The following is an 18,671-nucleotide window of genomic DNA, read 5'->3' as shown; positions in this document are numbered from 1 at the left end:
AAAAGGTAAGAGAATCCATTTATTGACGTTTCATTACAATAAAAACAAATCCCAGAATGAGTGCTTCAATTGTACCGATTGCAATCATAATCAGAACTCCCCTTGTTGTAGGCTTTTTAATTCTGATATCAGCAAAAAAAAGATAGCCTACAATAAACAGGAAAATGAAATATAAAAGAGTCAAATCTGCACTGCAGAAAATATGAATCAAAAGAATTGTAGGGAATACCAGAGCCGCACTTGTTACAGGAAGTCCGACATAAGTTTTATTTACTCCGCCACCTTCTGTCTTCTGACGTTCTTCTTCAAGCACATTAAAATATGCAAGGCGAATCATTGCCGCAAGAGAGTAGAATACAGCGATAATTGTAAGAATAACCTTTATGACAGTAGACTTATCTTCAAGGTGCAGAAATTTAAATTGTGGGAAAATTGAAAATTCGATGCTGCTTCTAAGCATTGCAATTCCGATACAAGCAGGAAGAACACCAAAAGCTACAAGATCAGAAAGAGAGTCAATCTGAATGCCAAACTGCTTCATCTGTTCTGTACGGTTCTTCTTTGTTCGTGCAACCTTTCCATCAAATGCATCGCAAAGTCCACAGAACATAAGAAAGAACATTCCAAGATATGGATGTCCAATGTCATTAAGACAAAGCATAATTCCGCTTGTTGCAGAAAGAAGTGAAAGGTAGGTTAGAACTACAGTGTAATCATAAAATCCAATCATATTAATTCCTCATTTCTTCGGTGATAACGGATAATTATATATCCAAATATTACAGTAATAATACTGATAATGCTACATGTATAGAAAGAAATACCACGACTTAAAATTGCAAGTGAATAGGCAGCTTCATCACTAAGAAGCATTGTGTATCCAATGTACATAAGGAACTCAGAAATTCCTACAGCACCCGGAACAGGGATAAAGTTTGAACCCATTACAACATAAGTCTGGATTGCAAATACTCGAAGTCCGTCGCCAATATTTCCGTGAATTGCAAAATAACAGAAAACTGTAACAAGAATCTGAGAGGCTCTCTGTAAAAGATTCAGAAAATAAGTTTTGATAAGCAGCTTCTTTTTTCCGGCAAGAGTAACCACACATTCATTGTAGTTTTCAATTACAGTATCAAGTCTTGAATGGAGCTTGTCTGCAGCGGTCTTCATATGAAGTTTTCTTAAAATTGAAATTATTATATTTGCAGTCTTTATAAGAATACTCTGTTTTTTCAAAAGAATGATGAAGAAGATGGACATCAAAATCATCATTGCAATGCCAATCAAAATCAGAATTTTACCTGGCAGTTCAAAACTCAGAAATACGCCTGGAAAACAGATTAAGGAAAGAATACTCAGCGTAAAGATTGCCAGTGTGTACATTGTAAGATTTAAGATTAATGAGACTGTAACGGCAACTCCAGAGATTCCGTCTTTATGCATAAAATATGCGCTTGCAGGCTGGCCGCCGGTTGCAGAAGGTGTGATGGAAGAAAAGTAAATGTCTGCGGCGGCGTAGAGAAAGCCTCTTCGTTTTTTAGCAGGGTATCCCAGAGTACGTAGAATCAGAACAAGAGAACGGCCTTCAAAGAAGATAAATCCAAACATGCACAGTGCGGCAGGAACAAGCCAGATAGGAGAGGCTTCTTCAATATCCTGCCAGAGTTCGGAGAGAGAAAGTCCACTATTGTAGAAGAGGGCATAGATTGTCAGTACAGAAAGACAAAATGTAATGACTGCCCACAGAATTTTCTTCTTCATAAATGAATTGTTATAATATCATATTATGAAGAAGGTGTGAACTATTCTGTTAAAAAAGCTATATCGATGAAAAATGCTATACCTTGAACTTCTCTACAGATTCACCAAGGAGACCAAGGTTTTCGGTATTCTGATGTGTAAGGTCATTAACATTGTTAATAGCCTTGTTGATAGTTTCAATACCGATAGCCATTTCTTCAATACTAGCAGTCATTTCGTCAGTGATGCGGCTAAGGCTCTCCATCTTTTCTGTAGCAGAGTCAGTTTCCATCTGCATTACATCACCACCGTCTTTAACGTGTGCTGTAATATCATTAATCTGACGCATTGCAGTAAGAATCTGAGTACCACCTTCACTCTGTTCCTGCATAGCATTAAGAATTGTTGTTTCCTGTTCAGAAACCTTCTGAGTAAAGTCAAAGATCTGATTAAAGATTTCCTGCATCTGTCTTGTAGACTCAGTAACAACATTGATGGTTTCAATAACTTCCTTAAGGTTAGTTGTAATCTTCTTACCCTGATTGTTAGAATCTTCGGCAAGCTTACGGATTTCATCTGCAACGACACTGAATCCCTTACCTAAGTCACCGGCATGGGCAGCCTCAATTGCGGCATTCATCGCAAGAAGGTTTGTCTGACTCGCGATGTTCTGAATAACCTTACTGGCATCAAGAAGAATCTTAGACTGTTCCTGAATCTTAACAGTTGCCTGTACAGTGCTTTCAATACTTGTACGGCCGGCATTAGAAGAATTTTCAAGTTCAGTAATAGTTCCGCTGTTTTTATTAAGAATGCTGGTTACCGAATTGATGTTAGCAACCATCTCTTCAACGGCAGAAGAAGATTCAATAACGCTTGAACTCTGAGACTGAATTGTAGAAATTAAATCTGTAACGCTAGTCTGAATCTTCTGCATAGAAGTTGCAGCGTCTACTACGTTTTCACTCTGTAACTTAACACGTCGGTTTACACTTTCAATGTTAGAGGTAATTTCGTTAGCAGAAGCTGCAGTTTCAGTCATGTTGTCGCCAAGTTCGCGTCCATCTACACTCATGCGGTCCGCAAGGTCTTTTACCTGCTTAATCGAATCCTGAATCTTTTCGATTGTCTGATTAAAGAAGGTATACATCTGACCAAGTTCGTTGTTGGTGTGAATCTTCATGCGGACTGTTAAGTCTCCGTCACCCTGAGCAATGTTCTTCATTGCAACAACACCCTTGTACATTTCTTTAGAAACTTTTCGGATGATGAAGTAAGTAAGGAGGATAACGATTATAAGAGTGATTGAAAAAAGTACAGAAACAAAGAATGTGATTGTTGAGACTATAGAGAATACTTCTTTTTCCGGAACGTTTACACCCAGGAACCAGACTTCGTCAGCACCATCTACAGTAAGAGGCTGATAAAGTTTAATGATAGAAGTTCCATTTTCATTTTTCTTAAAATCAAAAGGTTCAAGAGTCTTAGTTGCATTTGCAAAAAGATTTGAAGTTTTTGGATTAACGAAATCTTCGCAAACTTCACCTTCGTTTTCAGAGTTTTTAGTTACCGCTGTAAGACCTGTATGAGCAATCAAAGAAAGATAACCAGATTGATAAACCTTTGCTGTTTTTAGAATTGTTGAAAGTGAACTCAGTGACATATCAACACCAAGCATACCGACAATTTCATTTTTCTTGTTATGAATAGGGAAGGCAACACCACAAACCCACATCATCTGGCCGCCAACTTCGTATGGATTCGGCTGAATCAGAATACCGCGGTTTGCTTTCATAGGCTCTTCGTACCAGAAACTGCCTTCATAATCTGTTAAGGCAATACAACTGATTTCCTTACCATCATTAGTCCAGTAAGGAATAAGCCGTCCTGTTTCATCATAAGTTTCATCATAATTAGCAAATTCTGCGTCACGCCCATCGAGCATATTTGCCTTAAAAATACAGTAAGAATCGATAAGCCCCGGATTTAATTCAAGAGTGTGCTTAAGAAGATTGTTAATGTAATCTCGTCGTTCGTCTTCAGGAATGTCTTCATAACCTTCGATAGAAGCCTGAAGAGTTTTTGCAATATTAAATTCTGAAACAAGAATTTTTGCAGCGCTTTCACTATATTTTGCAGCCGATGCTTCAAGATATTTTGAAGAAAGATCTGAAAGGACATCCTGAATAGTTTTGGTGATTGCAAGAGAACAGATAGTTAAGAGGATAAACAATACACAACCAATAGGAATGGAAAGCTGGCGTCGAACACTTTTATTAATGAAATTAAGACCTGCCATATAAACTCCCATAAAAAGTCAACGAACAAGTCGACTTTCTATAATACTTAATTCATGGCAGTCAAAGCTTCTTCTGCAAGTGACATTGGTTTGTATTTGCCAATCATCTTTTGTGCATCAAAATCTTTTTTGTCGCTGAGCATTGCCCAGACGATTTCTGCCATCTTTCTTGCAGCGGCTACAATTGATTTTCCGCTGCCTTTATTTGTTTTCATATATTCATAACGCTGCATCATTCTCCAGTTTGAAGTATCTTTGCAACGACGAATTCCCAACACTAACTGTACAAAACAGGTTCTCAATTCTTGAGGGCCGCGTTTTGTAATCTTTCCATGATGAATGGTCTCATTCGAATCCTGTACCCAGGGAACAAGTCCACAGAAGGCCGCATATTTCTTTGCTGTCGCAAATCTTGATATGTCTTCTGTATAAGCTCTGATTGTCCATGCCGTGATTTTTCCACAGCCACGGATTGTCAGAAGCCGGTTTACCATCTCATCGTCTTTTGTCAGTTCAACCAGCTGTTTTTCAATTATCTTTACGCTTTCTTCAATTCGTTCTATAATTTCAAACATCAGTTTTACTGATTGTGCTTCGAGCACGTAGTCGTTATTCGACTCAAGGGTGTCCAGAATTCTCTGGCGCCCTTTTTTACTTTGCAGGCTTCTAAGCTCGTCAGAAAGCCCTAAACTCACAAGTAATGCGTGAATTTCGTTCTTCTGACCGACAGTTGAACGTACAAGTCTTTCTCTTGATTTCAACAAACGTCTGATATTCTCTGTCTCTTTTCCACAAAGATAGCTTTCTGGAAGCATATCCTTTGAAAGAAATTCTGAAATCGTTGAAGCATCATGCTTATCAGTTTTCTTGGTAGACTCGTTGATTACCCTGAACTTCAGGGTGTTGATGACAGTGACTTCAGCACCAGCCTTCTCAACCTGATTCTTGAAGTATCTCGTATTCCCTGTAGACTCAACTCCAACTTTTACATCAGCACCAGTCGCTTTGTATCTGCTTATTCTCGCAAGAAACTCTGCATACCCGTCTGGTGATGTCGGATACTGTTTAATCTGATCTAGAGATTCAGATTCTTCTTCGGTACGCACATGAACAGTAAACTGTGTTTTGTGCAAATCAACGCCAATAAAAAATGTCATGATGACCTCCGTCTGATTCTATCGCGGAAAGTCTAATCGGTAGTGTGTTCCAATCTCCCATTCAGTCTCAATGGACTATAGTATGATGCGGCAAAAGCTCTTCATTCTCCTTGACAAGGATCTTAGTCCTTAGCATATATGACGAACAGATGCCTGGGTTCCGCTGAATCACTTCAGCGTATCACATTACCGCTTGTTCGTTTACCTTTTTATCATGCCTCCTTGCCGTCATTGTATATCTAGTGTATGGGTGGATTTTGCAGTTGTCAAACTAAATTTTTTTATTAGATTGACAACAATAAAATCGTATGCGATTATAAATATATGGTACTTTATTTTTCTGCTACTGGTAATACAGAATATGCTGCAAAAGAAATTGCAAAAATTGTTGGTGATGAAAGTCTAAATCTTCTTCAGAAAATCCGAACTTCAGATTATTCAGAAATTCATTCTGAAAAGCCCTTTGTAATCTGCGCTCCAATTTATGTCTGCGAGATGCCATATTTTATGAGCCGTTTTTTGAAACGTGTAAAACTTACAGGGGCCCGCGAAGTTTATTTTGTCTTTACAAGTGGAGGCTACAGCGGTTGTGCCAGTGTGCTTGCCCATTCCTTGTGTCGTAAAAAAGGTTTGATCTACAAGGGCAGTGCAGATATCATAATGCCAAGAAATTACATTGCCAGTGATATGTACCCGATGCAGGATACTCCGACAATCCGTGCAAAAATAGAAGGGGCAAAAAAGCTGATAGAACAGACTGCAGCAATTATTAAAGAAGGCGGAAAATTAAAATCACGCCACGTCTTCCTTTTTGAAACTCTGATTATTGTACCTTTTGTTCCTGTCTGGATTAAACTGAAACTTACAACAAAAGCCTTTTATGTAAAAGATTCATGTCTGGGTTGTGGAAAATGCGCTAAAGTGTGCCCGTTAAACAATATTAATATAGTAGAAAACAAACCCGAATGGGGAAAAAAATGTACCCACTGCATGGCCTGCATCTGTAACTGCCCGAAAGACAGTATAGAATACGGCACTATTACAGTGGGTAAAGAAAGATATCTATTTAAGAAGTTTATTTAACAAATTCTTTCTTAAGGAACTCAAGGTCGAGCTCTGGGTAGAGAACGTGTGCGCCGAGGAGCTTGTTTACGCGCTCACGAGCTGCAGCAACTGTATCGTCAGAAATCTCAATCTTACCCTTAGCTGGCTTTCCTTCTTTTGTTACGCCAGGCTTTGTGTTCTTAAGAACGAAGTCGATGATATCAGCAACTTCTTTCATATCAGCTTCATTCATACCAAGAGTTGTGAGACCAGGTGTACCGATACGGATACCAGATGTCCACCAGGCACCGTTCTTGTCGTATGGAAGAGCGTTAGCGTTAGCAGTTACACCGCACTTAAAGAGGGCAGCTTCTGCCTGTTTTCCAGTAAGACCGTAAACAGTTACATCACAGAGCATAAGGTGGTTGTCTGTTCCGCCAGTCTGGAGTGGAATGTTGTGTGACTTACAGCCTTCTGCAAGAGCCTGTGCATTCTTTACAACCTGCTGAGCCCAAGCCTGGTAAGCTGGAGTGCGAGCCTCTTTGAAAGCGATTGCCTTTGCAGCCATAACATGTCCGAGAGGTCCACCGAGTACCATTGGACATCCCTTGTTTACGTAGTCTGCAAATTCTTTCTTACAAAGAATCATAGCACCACGAGGTCCGCGCAAAGTTTTATGAGTTGTAGTTGTTACGATGTCTGCCCATTTTACTGGATCGTAGTCGCCAGTGAATACTTTTCCGGCAACGAGACCTGCGAAGTGAGCCATATCTACCATTAATACTGCTCCACACTTGTCTGCAATTTCGCGGAAGCGCTTGAAGTTGATCTTGCGAGGATAAGCAGAGAAACCTGTCAAAAGAATGAGAGGTTTTACTTCCATAGCCTGTTTTTCAATTGCGTCGTAATCGAGGAGACCAGTTTCCTTATCAACTCCGTATGGATGTGACTCAAACATGCGGGCAGAAACGTTCATTTTATATCCGTGAGTAAGGTGACCACCACAAGAGTAGTCCAGACCCATAAGCTTCTGATTTCCGAACTTCTTGCGGAGAGCATCGAACTGCTCGTCTGTAAGGTCGTTCAAAGATTTTACACCGAGTTCTTCAAGAGTAGGTGTTTCAACTTTTGCAGAAAGGATTGCCCAGTAAGCAACGAGGTTAGTATCTGCACCAGAGTGAGGCTGAACGTAAGCATAGTCAGCACCAAAAAGAGCCTCAGCTTCGCGGGCAGCAGTGTTTTCAACAGCGTCGATATTTACACAGCCACCATAGTAGCGGTGCTCAGGATATCCTTCAGCATATTTATCAGTAAGAAGATTTCCCATAGCAGCCTGAACGTTGAGCGAACAATAGTTTTCGCTGGCAACCAGTTTAAGGTGGCTTCTCTGATTTTCAAGCTCGTTTACAATACTTGCGGCGATATCTGGACCTACCGCAGCAACCTGCTGAAGATTTGCAACATAAGCTGTCATAGCGGCATTTGGCTTACCGTTTGTGGCAGCAAGATAATTTTCCAATGGTGTTGGCATATTTTTCCTCGCAATTGTGATTTTAATTATATTGAAGTATTTTAGCGAAAATAAAGGGGTTTGGGAATAGGTAGAAAGGAATTGGAAGTTAAGAGGGAGGAGCCTCTCCCTGCGCGCAAGCCTCCTCGGCCGGCTGCGCCGGCCTGCGGTGTCTCGCGCTACCCACCCAGCGGGGGGCATCCCCCGCAACGCCCCCCCCGGCATAATAGAATGAATGGACAAATTACCCGTACAGAATTACCCTGCTTAAAAAGCTTTGCGACCTACAAAAATAGTGAAATTGCATTCTTTGTAGGTTGCAAAAGAAGAAAATCGGTATTTTCAACCTACAAAATTGGTGTAAATAGCTGTTTTGTAGGTTACAAATGCAGAAACTACAGTGTTTCTGACCTACAAAAACTTCAAAAGTGACTTTTTTGTAGGTCAGAATTTAAGAAATAATGGTTATTGAAAGTCATTACGACCTACAAAAATTGCAAATTAAGTGTTTTAGTAGGTCATAAAAGAAATAAATCATAGATTTATCGGTGTTTATGACCTACAAAAGCAACATAGTAGTGAAATTAGTAGGTCGACAAATGCAAAATCAGAATAACATAAGTTAATCTTTTGACGAAAACAGTTCTTTTCTTCTATAATAATATTATGTACACAATTCCATCTGCATTTAAAGACTTTATCGCTCCAGACTGTGACCGGGCGGCTTTTATTCAGAATTATCTGGAGAAGGCGGGGCTTGAAGCACCAATAATGCAGATGGAAGGAAAAAATCATATATACGTAAAGTTCCCGCAGAATCATTATAACCCGATGTTCCGCATAAAAACCGTGATTGCGCATTATGACAGATTTCCGGGGAGCCCGGGGGCGAATGATAACTCCGCAGCCGTTTTCTGCTTGATGGAGTGGGCAAAGTCGGTGGTTTCGACAGGCTCAACCACCGGAGGTCAATACTTTCACAACATCCGCCTAATTTTCACCGACGGCGAAGAACTCGGCGCGGCGGGCGGCGTCGTAGAACAGGGCGCATTCCCTTTGGCCCAGGTGTTCCGCCGCCTCGGCATTACAAACGATGACATCTATGTATTCGACTGCATGGGGCGCGGCGACGTTCCGATTCTTGCACAGACAATCCTGCCGCACAAAACGCCAGGTAAGTTCGTAAAGGAATTCTCCGCACTTGAACAGCGCGCCGCAAATCTTCTGCACGCCTCGGCAAATGGCCGCTGGTTCAGCCTGCCTGTAAGCTACTCAGACAACGCAAGCTTTATCGCCAATGGTATACCCGCCGTCGCAATTACCATGCTGCCCTCAGCAGAAGTAACTGCTGCAACACAGGGGCTTCAGCCACAGACCTGGCAGCTGCTTCACACACCTCAGGACAACCTTGCGTCTCTCACTCCGCAAAGTTTTGAAATCTTCTATAATATTCTGAACAATCTTGCCGCCATGAAAATTCTGGCATAGGAGAAGCGGGTGCAGAAGCTTTCAGATTTCTACCAGTCTGTTTTTGACTGCAAAACCTATAAGATTTCTCTGGATGCCGGCTGCACCTGTCCGAACCGCGACGGAACAAAGGGGGTGGGCGGTTGTATTTTCTGTTCCCAAAATGGAAGCGGAGATTTTGCAGCTGGCCGTTCCCTGCCAATTACACAACAAGTCGAAAACGCAAAAGAGCTCGTTTTATCAAAAATCCGCGGCCGCACCGGCGAGCGGCGCGGAAAGTACATTGCATACTTTCAGAATTTTACTTCGACTTACGGCGACCCGCAGCAACTGCTCGGAAAATATCACGAAGCCCTTTCCTGCAAAGATGTAGCCGGACTTGCCGTTGCCACCCGCCCGGATTGTTTGAACTCCCAGATTCTTTCAGGCCTTGCTGACATCTCAAAAAATCATTTTGTTCAGATAGAACTCGGTCTTCAAACTAGCAACGAGCAGACCGGCCGCTTCATCAACCGCTGCTACACCAATGAAGATTATATTGATGCGGTGGCACGCATTCACGAAGCGGCTCCAAAAATACACATTGTAACGCACTTAATTTTCGGCCTCCCCAGTGAAACCGAAGAAGACATTCTGAACTCCGTTCGCTTCGTGGTTTCCGTGTCATTGTCGGGCTTGACCCGACAATCTTCGTTCGGCATCAAAATTACCAGCCTTTACATTCTTAAAGACACACCTCTCGCAGCAATGTACGAAGCCGGTAAATATCAACCCCTCACAAAAGAAGCCTATTTTTCACTCCTGCAGAAAGCCCTTCCTCTCCTCCCACCAAACTGCATAGTCCACCGTCTCACCGGCGACCCTCCGAAATCTCTTCTCATAGCTCCTGCCTGGACAACAGACAAAAAACGAATCATTAATGCACTCAGGGGGCTTTTGTTGCAAAGTTGAATTTTTTTGAATAAAATGTTTATAAATAAACGAAGAATTAAATAAAATACAGAGGAATAAATAAAATGAAAAAAATAAACAGTGTTTTGATTATGATTTCTTTTTTACAGCTTTTTTGTTCTTGTGTTTCTGGAAACACAGTCAAAAAAAGTTCTTTACCAAAAGCGCCTCTTAAAATATATATTCATGATAATGCTTATAAAGCAGGTGATATTGCCGTAAAGAAAATAGAAGTAGAGGGAAAAACATATGACAAAACAGAAGAAATATTTGTAACAGGTCCAGAAGGCGCTGTAGTTATAGGTAAACAATATCCAAATTCAGGTGATAAAGGAGTTTTTATAGACGGTCGCACAGTAACCTTAAGTCCTTTTGTAATGGGTAAGTATGAAGTAACACAAGAACTATATTCTGCTGTCATGAGAGATCAGTATATAACTTTTGAAAATCAAACATATAAACTACAAGAGATCCCTTTTTATTGTAAGGGAGAAAAATATCCATTAGCAGATGGGGAAATCCAACAATATCGACCTGCAGATGGAATTGGATGGCCAATGGCTGTATATTTTTGTAATGTCTTAAGCGAAAAAACAGGATTAAAAAAGGCATACAAAATAAAAATTAAATCTATTCGCTGGTGGGGAGAGGGTGGCAAGATTATTATTATGGATGCAGATGTTTCTCTTGTTCCTAATGCAGATGGTTATCGATTGCCAACACAGGCAGAGTGGGAATTTGCTGCAAGAGGTGGAGATCAGTCAAAGCCGGAATGGAATTATAGCTACAGCGGAAAAAATATGTCTGATTCTTTTTTTGATGGTAAGTATTATACTTCGAATATAGATTCTGCATTAGATGATGTAGGCTGGTATAATGCAAATATTTTAAATGGAACAACAACTAAGTATGTATTTGCAGAAGGAAAAAAGGGCTGGGGAACTCATGAAGTCGGTAAAAAAAATCCAAATTCGCTTGGATTTTATGATATGTCTGGTAATGTAACTGAATGGGTGTATGATTTTTATATAGAAAATATTCCAGCAGAGAATGTAATAAATCCTACAGGACCTTTAACAGGTTCTAAGTATGTCTCTAGGGGAGGAGGATTTTATAGTACTGCATCCGGTTGTACCGTCTGGGGGCAGATTAAAAATCAAGTTGGCAATGGAGCTGGAGCTACATGGGACGGTTTTCGTTTAGTTAGATCCATTCAGTAAGTTGCTTACGGTGGTTGAGCCAAGAATACGGTGGTTGAGCTTGTCGAAACCACCTAAACCTCTTGACTTTACTAAAATCTCATAATAAAATTTATTAATAACATTTTTGGGTGGGATCAAAATGTCAGAAAAAAAGACAGGTCTGTCGGCACGTATTGCCGCTATGCAGGCTGCAGAAGAAGCTGCAGCTAAAAAATCATCAACTGAAAAAAAATCAACAACTGCTAAAACTACTGCAAAGGCTCCTGCAAAAACAGCCGCAAAGCCAGCCGCAAAACCCGCAGCAACTAAGACAGCCGCAGCTAAAGCTCCGGCTAAGGCTACTGCGTCTAAAACTGCCGCTGCCAAGACTGCTGCTGCAAAAACAACTGCCGTAAAGGCAACAGCTGCAAAAGCCTCTGCCGCTCCAGTAAAAGCTGCTGCAAAGAAAACTCCATCCAAAACGACAACTGCCGCTAAGACAACAACTGCAGCACCAGCAAAGTCAGCTGCTACAACAAAGTCTGCAACTGCCGCACCAGCTAAAACAGCTTCCGCAAAGCCAAAAGCTGCAGCATCAAAATCATCAAAAGCTCCTGCTTCACCAGCAGTATACGATGAAGACTCAATCCAGCACCTCGAAGGTCTTGAGCATATCCGCCTCAGACCTGGTATGTACATTGGTTCTCTTGGAGACGGTGCTAACGAAAATGACGGTATCTATATTCTTCTTAAGGAAGGAATTGATAACTCTGTCGACGAGTTCTCTCAGGGCTTTGGTAAAAAAATCGATATTGAAATTAAAGACGGCCGCGTAAAGATTCGTGACTACGGACGCGGTATTCCTCTTGGAAAACTTGAAGACTGTGTAAGCAATGTAAACACAGGTGCTAAATATAACAACAACGTATTCAAACAGGCCATCGGTATGAACGGTGTCGGAATCAAAGCAACCAATGCTCTTTCTTCTTACTTCCGTGCAGCATCAATCCGCGATGGAAAAATGGCCGTAGTAGAATTTGCAAAAGGTGAAAAACTCAGCGGAAAAACCGGTGCTGCAAAGCCTGGAGTTCCAAACGGAACTTATCTTGAGTTTGAACCTGATACAGAACTTTTCGGAAAATACAACTTCAACATGGAGTATGTAGAAAAGAGACTCTGGAATTATGCATATCTTAATCCGGGACTCCTTCTCAAATGTAATGGTCAGGAATACATCAGTCAGAATGGTATTCAGGATCTTCTTGAACATGAAATGGACGGAAAAGCCCTTTATAAAATCTTCAGCTATAAGGGCGAGAATCTTGAATTTGTAATTACTCATACAAACAGTCTTGATAAATTTGTTTACTCATTTGTAAACGGTCAGAGTACAGAAGATGGTGGTACACATGTTACTTCCTTCCTCGACGGTGTTACAAAAGGTGTAAACTCGTTCTTCAAAAAAGAGTATGATGAAAAAGATGTATGCGGTGGACTTATCTGTGCACTCAAAATTGGTCTTGATAATCCAATGTTTACATCTCAGACAAAGAACAAACTTGGTAACGTAGAAATCCGTGCTCCAATCATCAAAGAAGTTCAGACTGCAATTGATGACTGGCTCCGTCATAATCCTGATGTTGCCGGCGCGCTCGAAGATAAGATTATCAAAAATCAGAAGGCTCGCAACGAAATCAACAGCGTAACTGAAAAGCAGATTCGTGAAGCAGAAAAATCTGTAATGCTCAAAATCAAAAAACTTAAGGACTGCCGCTACCATCTTCAGGATGGAGAGAAGGGCGCTAACTCTATGATTTTCATTACCGAGGGAGATTCTGCGACTGGTTCTATGGTAGGAAGCCGCGACGTTTCTTACCAGGCAATTTTCTCTCTGCGTGGTAAGCCGGAAAATATGTACGGCCGCAAAAAGTCTGCGCTGTTCGAAAACGAGGAATTGAAAAACCTTACCTTCAGTCTTGGTGTTCAGAAAGATATCGAAGGACTTCGCTACGACAAAATCATCATCGCAACCGATGCCGATAACGATGGTTTCCATATCAGAAATCTTGTAATGACTTATCTCCTGCTTTTCTTTGAAGAGCTGGTTCTGACAGGTCACGTTTATATTCTTGAAACTCCGCTTTTCCGTGTGCGCAATAAGACAAAAACTGTTTACTGCTACAGTGAAGAAAGCCGCGATAAAGAAGTTGCCAAGATGGGAAAATCTGCTGAGGTAACACGATTCAAGGGACTTGGAGAAATCAACCCTAGCGAGTTTGGTCAGTTCATTTTTCCTCGTAAAGAAGGCGAGAGTGAAGACAAGGGAATGCACCTTACTCAGGTTACAATCCAGACACTCAAGAATGTTCCTCAGGTTCTCAAGTTCTACATGGGCAACAACACTCCGGAACGCCGCGAGTTCATTGTCCACAATTTGGCTAAAGAAATCGATGCATAAGTAATACCCCGTCATGCCGAACTTGTTTCGGCATCTATTAATCAGATCCTGAAACAAGTTCAGGATGACGTTTTTTTTATTATTACTTCAGAACTTCACTCTAGTTTAATTAAACGCTTTATGTTATAATAATGCTTTCATAATCGTTTAGTGAGGTGTCTTATGGATTTAAAAGGACGCAATTTTCTTACATTAAAAGATTTCTCACCGGCAGAAATTACCGGACTTCTTGACCTTGCCGCAGATTTGAAGGAAAAGAAAAAGAAGGGCATTCCTGTGGATATTCACCGCGGAAAAAACATCGCCCTCATTTTCGAAAAGACAAGTACTCGTACCCGCTGTGCCTTTGAAGTTGCTGCACATGACCTTGGAATCTGCACAACATATCTTGCAGAAGGCAGTCAGATTGGAAAGAAGGAAAGCATTGCTGATACAGCCCGCGTACTTGGCCGAATGTTCGACGGAATTGAATATCGTGGTTTTGAACAGACACTTGTAGAAGACCTCGCTAAATATTCCGGTGTAGTTGTATGGAACGGACTTACAAACGAATATCACCCAACACAGATGCTCGCTGATATGCTTACAATCCGTGAGCATTTTGGAAAACTTCAGGGACTCAAACTTGTATATTTTGGAGACGCACGCTATAACATTGGTAACTCACTTTGTATTACCTGTTCAAAGCTTGGACTTAATCTTACTCTCTGTGCACCGGAAAAATATTTCCCTAACAAGGCACTTGTAGAAGAGTGTGCAAAGTGGAATAAAGAAAGCGGCGGTTCAATCACTCTCGAAAGTGATGTAGATAAGGCAGCAAAAGATGCAGATATTATTTATACTGATGTTTGGGTAAGCATGGGTGAGCCTGATGAAATCTGGGCAGAGCGCATTAGCGACCTTAAACCATATCAGGTAAATGCAGAAGTTATGAAGAAGGCAAAGCCAACTGCAATCTTCATGCATGACCTTCCATCCTTCCATGATTTGAATACAAAGATTGGAAAAGAAATTGGAGAAAAGTTTGGCCTCACCGCCATGGAAGTTACAGACGAAGTTTTCGAAAGCAAACAGTCGGTAGTTTTTGATGAAGCTGAAAACCGTATGCATACAATCAAGGCAGTAATCGCTGCAACTCTTGGCAATAACTTTTAGCCTGGAGATAAAGGAGAACACAATGAACGCAATTATAACTGTAGTAGGATCAGATAAAGTCGGAATCATCGCAAAGGTTTCTCAGTTCCTTTCTGAGCATAAAATCAACATTGCCGACATCACACAGACAATTCTTTCAGGTAACTTTGTAATGATGATGATGGTAGACCTTTCTGCTGCCGACATCGACATTGAAGTCCTCCGTTCAAATATGAACACCCTCGCCGAAGACATGGGCGTAGAAATCAACATCATGAACGAAAAAGTCTTTTCTGCAATGCATCGTGTTTAAAAGGGAGTTTTGCTTGCAAAACTCCAGGTGGCGGTACGAAATTATTTAATTGAACGATAAGGTTTTCAACCGCCACCAGCTATGCACCGCGTATAAAAAGATCATAGAAAAGAAATAACGGGTTGTATATATTTATTTTGCGCATAGTAAATTTCTGTGTTAAAATTAAATAAATGGAATTCGGATTATCAGACTACTATGTGATTGGCGAACTCATCACCTGCTGGGGCTCGTTTCTCATTTGTGTTAATACAATTCTCTCTTACGTGCTCTATGACAGGAGTCAAAGATTCTTTTTGTATGCTGCGCTTTCTACATTCTTTGCGTCAATGTTCAACATGATTTCCGTTTATAACATTACGCATTTTACAGAACATTCGCATTTTGCATTAACGCTCGTTACTACACTTTACTTTTTTTCTTTGCTTATATGTCCGTTCTTTATGACAACTTATGTCTGTGATATTGCAATTCAAAGTCCAAAGGCAAAAAAGATTTTCTGTTCAATTATAGGAACTTTTCAAACTGCCTTTTTATTGATAGTTCTTTTGAATTGGAAGACCGGTTGGATTTTTTATTATGATGATGTGATTGGATATGTACGTGGGCCGCTGAAAAATTTAACCTATTTATATTCAGCTGGATACGGATTAATAATTCTTTCTACAGTCATAGTTCAGTTTAAGAAGATTGCACGTCGCATCTTTATTGTATTTGCCTTGTATCCTTTTATTTCATTGTACTTTGTTGCAATTCAGTTTTTGTTTCCAAAGGTTATACTTACAGGAGTCGCTTCATTCACATCACTCTTGTTTGCATATCTTACTATTCAGTCTTACATGATGGAAATCAATTTGAAGACTGGTCTTATGACAGAGACAAGGCTTCGAAAAAGAATTGCAACACACAGGCATGCTGGCGTACTTTATGTAATCAACATTGATAATATTAATGTGATTCAGTCGAGTCTTGATGTTGCTGAGTTGAATCAGATGTATCTTCAGCTCGGACAGATTATGATGACTCATTTTCCTCGTAATGCTTACATACTTTCGCTGAACCGTCTTGCAGCAATTGGAAAGAGCGTTCAGGAAGTTCAGCTCAAAACTGACCTGGTTCTTGAAGATATTAAAAAGCTTTCTTCAGATATAAATTCAATTATTCCTATCCGCATTGAATCTTATTCAGCCGCAATAGAAGTTTCTAAGGATGATAATGATTATGATGCAATGATGGATTTGATTAACAACATGCTTGTTCGCGCTAAGACATCACAATTAAAAGCACTTCAGGTTTGTGATGAATCAGTTTTTGCAGACCGCGAACGAAAACGCTGTATTTACCGAATCCTCAAAAGAGAGCTTACTCTGGAATCTGATCAGTTTCAGGTCTGGTTTCAGCCAATCTATTCGATTGAAGGAAAACAGTTTGAATATATGGAAGCTCTTTCGCGTTTGCGTGGAACAGAACTTGGTGATATTCCACCACAGGAATTTGTTCAGGTTGCAGAAAGTCGTGGTCTTATAGAAATGCTTGGCTTTGTTGCCTTTGAAAAAGTATGTAAATTTATTTCTGATAACCGAGACACTGTAAAAGCAGTTTCGATAAACTTTTCTGTATATCAGATGATGAATCCTAAGGTTGTAGAAAATGTTCTTTCAACGATTGAACGCTTCTCTCTTTCTCCTTCAAACATTGTAATGGAAATTACAGAAAGTATTTTTATTGATAACTACGAACTGGTTATGAAGCATATGCTTGAACTTGCCAATGCTGGCGTTAAATTCTATCTTGATGACTTTGGTACTGGTTATTCAAATCTTACAAATGTAATTTCGCTTCCATTTTCTACTATAAAAATGGACCGTTCTCTCGTGCTTGCAATGGAAGAAGGGCAGAAAGGGGTAAGCCTTTTCTTTGATCTTGTAAGTACATTCAAGGGAGTAGGCTTTAAGATTCTTGTAGAAGGTGTTGAAACTAATAATCAGAATTATCTTGTTGAACGGGCAGGGGTAGATTACATCCAGGGCTTCTTGTATAGCCGTCCGCTGCCACCACATGAGTGCGTTGAATTGCTTCGTCGCTCGACACAGCAAATTAAAATGTAATTATTTCCTCATAGACCTGGATTGCAAACTGGTCTGTCATTCCTGAAATAAATTCAATTACACATTTTGTATAAGACTCGTTGTCGTGCAGATCGAATACCGGCTGTGTGTTGTATTTGAGAATCTGCTTGCGGTCTACAAAAGTATGACGCTCTGCAATAAATGGTTTGTAGGTTGTGTATTTTATGAGCCAGTCTTCAAAGGTTGCACAGAGTTTTGGGTAAAAGCGCAGTGCCTGACTTACACGGCCAGTCTCTGCATAAATCTTTGTTTTCTGCAGGGTACGGAAAAGAGTTCCAATAATGTTCTCAGCATAGATTGCAAACTCGCCAAGTCTCCAGTGTTTGTAGATTCTCGCAAAGTTAAATTTTTTGAGTTCCAGAATAAAGCGGAAGTATTCATCAGAAAAGCACAGTCCTTTTTCCGGGCTGCTCTGTTCGCAAAGATCAACAATCAGATCATTAATAAGCGTTGTCGTGTTTACGGCTTTGCCGCTCCGTAATGCCCGCGCTCCCTTTCTCTCAAAACCGAGCGTGCTTCCCACAATTTCGCGGAGTTCCCTATACGCCGACATGTCCAAAATATGGTACGCGCGGGCATCCTCGATATCTCTACCAAGGTACGCAATCTTATCAGCAACTTTTACGACACAGCCTTCCCAGGTGTACGGCTGAATAAAGCCCGGGCGTTTAATTGAATACAAATCAATTGCTTCTTCACGAGGCTTAATAGCCTGCTGGTCAATTTCTCCACAGTGGCAGATAAGCCCGTCGCGTACAGCGTAGGTAAGATTCAGCGGTTGTTCAAAACCGTTCGGGTCTGGCAGAGTCTCAATAAAATCTGCAAAGAAAAGACTGTTTCTTTCATGCCAGAATTTTTTAGGTGCGTTGTGACCTTCTTTCTGTTCGAGTAATTTGTTCAGACAGTCTTCGCCGTGATGCCCAAAAGGTGCGTGGCCAATATCGTGCCCCATGGCAATTGCTTCTGCCAGGTGTTCGTTTAATCCAAGATATTTTGCAATGGTAGTCGCAACAGAGGCAACGTGCATTACATGCTCCATTCGTGTACAGATATGGTCGTTATGTGGAGCAAAAAAGACCTGTGTTTTATGCTTAAGGCGGCGGTATGCCTGAGAGTGCAAAATACGGGTATAATCTCTTTCAAAATCGGTTCTTATTTCATTGTTGCGGCCATAAATTGGAATTTCACGTTTGTTTGCCTGTTCCCACTTAGGATTTTCCGGGCTTATTCGAACATCATAAAAAGAATTCTGCATTTTTCCACCTTATATAGTAATTATATATCT

At 40.7% G+C, this 18,671-nt stretch carries 14 protein-coding genes; 8 read left to right on the top strand and 6 right to left on the bottom strand.

Going from position 1 to position 18,671, the window contains the following annotated elements:
• Positions 1 to 19 precede the first annotated feature (19 nt).
• The 4 genes from BM161_RS10930 to BM161_RS10915 all read right to left on the bottom strand — a co-directional run bounded on the left by BM161_RS10930 (position 20) and on the right by BM161_RS10915 (position 5,199).
• Positions 20 to 730: a CDP-alcohol phosphatidyltransferase family protein gene (locus BM161_RS10930; protein WP_074932661.1), complete on the bottom strand. Its 711-nt coding sequence runs from the start codon at positions 728 to 730 to the stop codon at positions 20 to 22.
• Entirely contained in the window at positions 727 to 1,764 is a 1,038-nt protein-coding gene (locus BM161_RS10925; RefSeq protein WP_074932658.1) for a lysylphosphatidylglycerol synthase transmembrane domain-containing protein, read from the bottom strand. The genes BM161_RS10930 and BM161_RS10925 overlap by 4 nt, the downstream gene beginning before the upstream one ends.
• A 76-nt stretch (positions 1,765 to 1,840) precedes the next feature.
• A complete protein-coding gene (locus tag BM161_RS10920) occupies positions 1,841 to 4,042 on the bottom strand; it encodes a methyl-accepting chemotaxis protein (protein WP_143090549.1) in 2,202 nt (733 codons plus the stop codon).
• A 47-nt stretch (positions 4,043 to 4,089) separates the two neighbouring features.
• Complete coding sequence (locus BM161_RS10915) at positions 4,090 to 5,199, bottom strand: IS110 family RNA-guided transposase (RefSeq protein WP_074932655.1); 1,110 nt, start codon at positions 5,197 to 5,199, stop codon at positions 4,090 to 4,092.
• Positions 5,200 to 5,523: 324 nt separating this feature from the next.
• Here BM161_RS10915 and BM161_RS10910 point away from each other — a divergent pair, with 324 nt between their 5' ends.
• Positions 5,524 to 6,282 carry an EFR1 family ferrodoxin gene (locus BM161_RS10910; RefSeq protein ID WP_074932654.1) on the top strand — a complete coding sequence of 253 codons (759 nt, stop codon included), beginning with the start codon at positions 5,524 to 5,526 and terminating at the stop codon, positions 6,280 to 6,282.
• Here the strand turns inward: BM161_RS10910 and BM161_RS10905 are convergent.
• Positions 6,275 to 7,774: a glycine hydroxymethyltransferase gene (locus BM161_RS10905; protein ID WP_074932653.1), complete on the bottom strand. Its 1,500-nt coding sequence runs from the start codon at positions 7,772 to 7,774 to the stop codon at positions 6,275 to 6,277. The genes BM161_RS10910 and BM161_RS10905 overlap by 8 nt on opposite strands.
• Before the next feature lie 645 nt (positions 7,775 to 8,419).
• On the opposite strand from BM161_RS10905, the gene BM161_RS10900 reads away from it, so the two are divergent.
• The 7 genes from BM161_RS10900 (at position 8,420) to BM161_RS10865 (ending at position 17,365) form a co-directional block, all read left to right on the top strand.
• Positions 8,420 to 9,241, top strand: a complete 822-nt coding sequence (locus tag BM161_RS10900; RefSeq protein WP_074932651.1) for a M28 family peptidase — start codon at positions 8,420 to 8,422, stop codon at positions 9,239 to 9,241.
• A 9-nt stretch (positions 9,242 to 9,250) separates the two neighbouring features.
• A complete protein-coding gene (gene mnmL / locus BM161_RS10895) occupies positions 9,251 to 10,171 on the top strand; it encodes a tRNA modification radical SAM protein MnmL/YtqA (protein WP_074932649.1) in 921 nt (306 codons plus the stop codon).
• Between the two features lie 65 nt (positions 10,172 to 10,236).
• Entirely contained in the window at positions 10,237 to 11,391 is a 1,155-nt protein-coding gene (locus tag BM161_RS10890; protein ID WP_074932648.1) for a formylglycine-generating enzyme family protein, read from the top strand.
• A 121-nt stretch (positions 11,392 to 11,512) separates the two neighbouring features.
• Positions 11,513 to 13,810 (top strand): toprim domain-containing protein, encoded by a 2,298-nt coding sequence (locus BM161_RS10880; RefSeq protein ID WP_244882810.1) that lies wholly within the window; start codon positions 11,513 to 11,515, stop codon positions 13,808 to 13,810.
• Between the two features lie 162 nt (positions 13,811 to 13,972).
• Positions 13,973 to 14,965 (top strand): ornithine carbamoyltransferase, encoded by a 993-nt coding sequence (argF, locus tag BM161_RS10875; RefSeq protein ID WP_074932645.1) that lies wholly within the window; start codon positions 13,973 to 13,975, stop codon positions 14,963 to 14,965.
• A gap of 22 nt (positions 14,966 to 14,987) precedes the next feature.
• Positions 14,988 to 15,257 carry an ACT domain-containing protein gene (locus BM161_RS10870; RefSeq protein ID WP_074932641.1) on the top strand — a complete coding sequence of 90 codons (270 nt, stop codon included), beginning with the start codon at positions 14,988 to 14,990 and terminating at the stop codon, positions 15,255 to 15,257.
• Between the two features lie 173 nt (positions 15,258 to 15,430).
• The gene (locus tag BM161_RS10865) at positions 15,431 to 17,365 is read left to right on the top strand and encodes an EAL domain-containing protein (protein ID WP_083425778.1); all 1,935 of its coding nucleotides are present in this window, start codon (positions 15,431 to 15,433) and stop codon (positions 17,363 to 17,365) included.
• Here BM161_RS10865 and BM161_RS10860 read toward each other — a convergent pair.
• Positions 17,355 to 18,641: a deoxyguanosinetriphosphate triphosphohydrolase family protein gene (locus BM161_RS10860; protein WP_074932638.1), complete on the bottom strand. Its 1,287-nt coding sequence runs from the start codon at positions 18,639 to 18,641 to the stop codon at positions 17,355 to 17,357. The genes BM161_RS10865 and BM161_RS10860 overlap by 11 nt on opposite strands.
• Positions 18,642 to 18,671 lie beyond the last annotated feature (30 nt).

Origin of the sequence: Treponema bryantii, from assembly GCF_900113965.1 — a bacterium.
GTDB lineage: Bacteria > Spirochaetota > Spirochaetia > Treponematales > Treponemataceae > Treponema_D > Treponema_D bryantii_A.
This window is presented reverse-complemented; position numbering and strand designations above follow the sequence as displayed.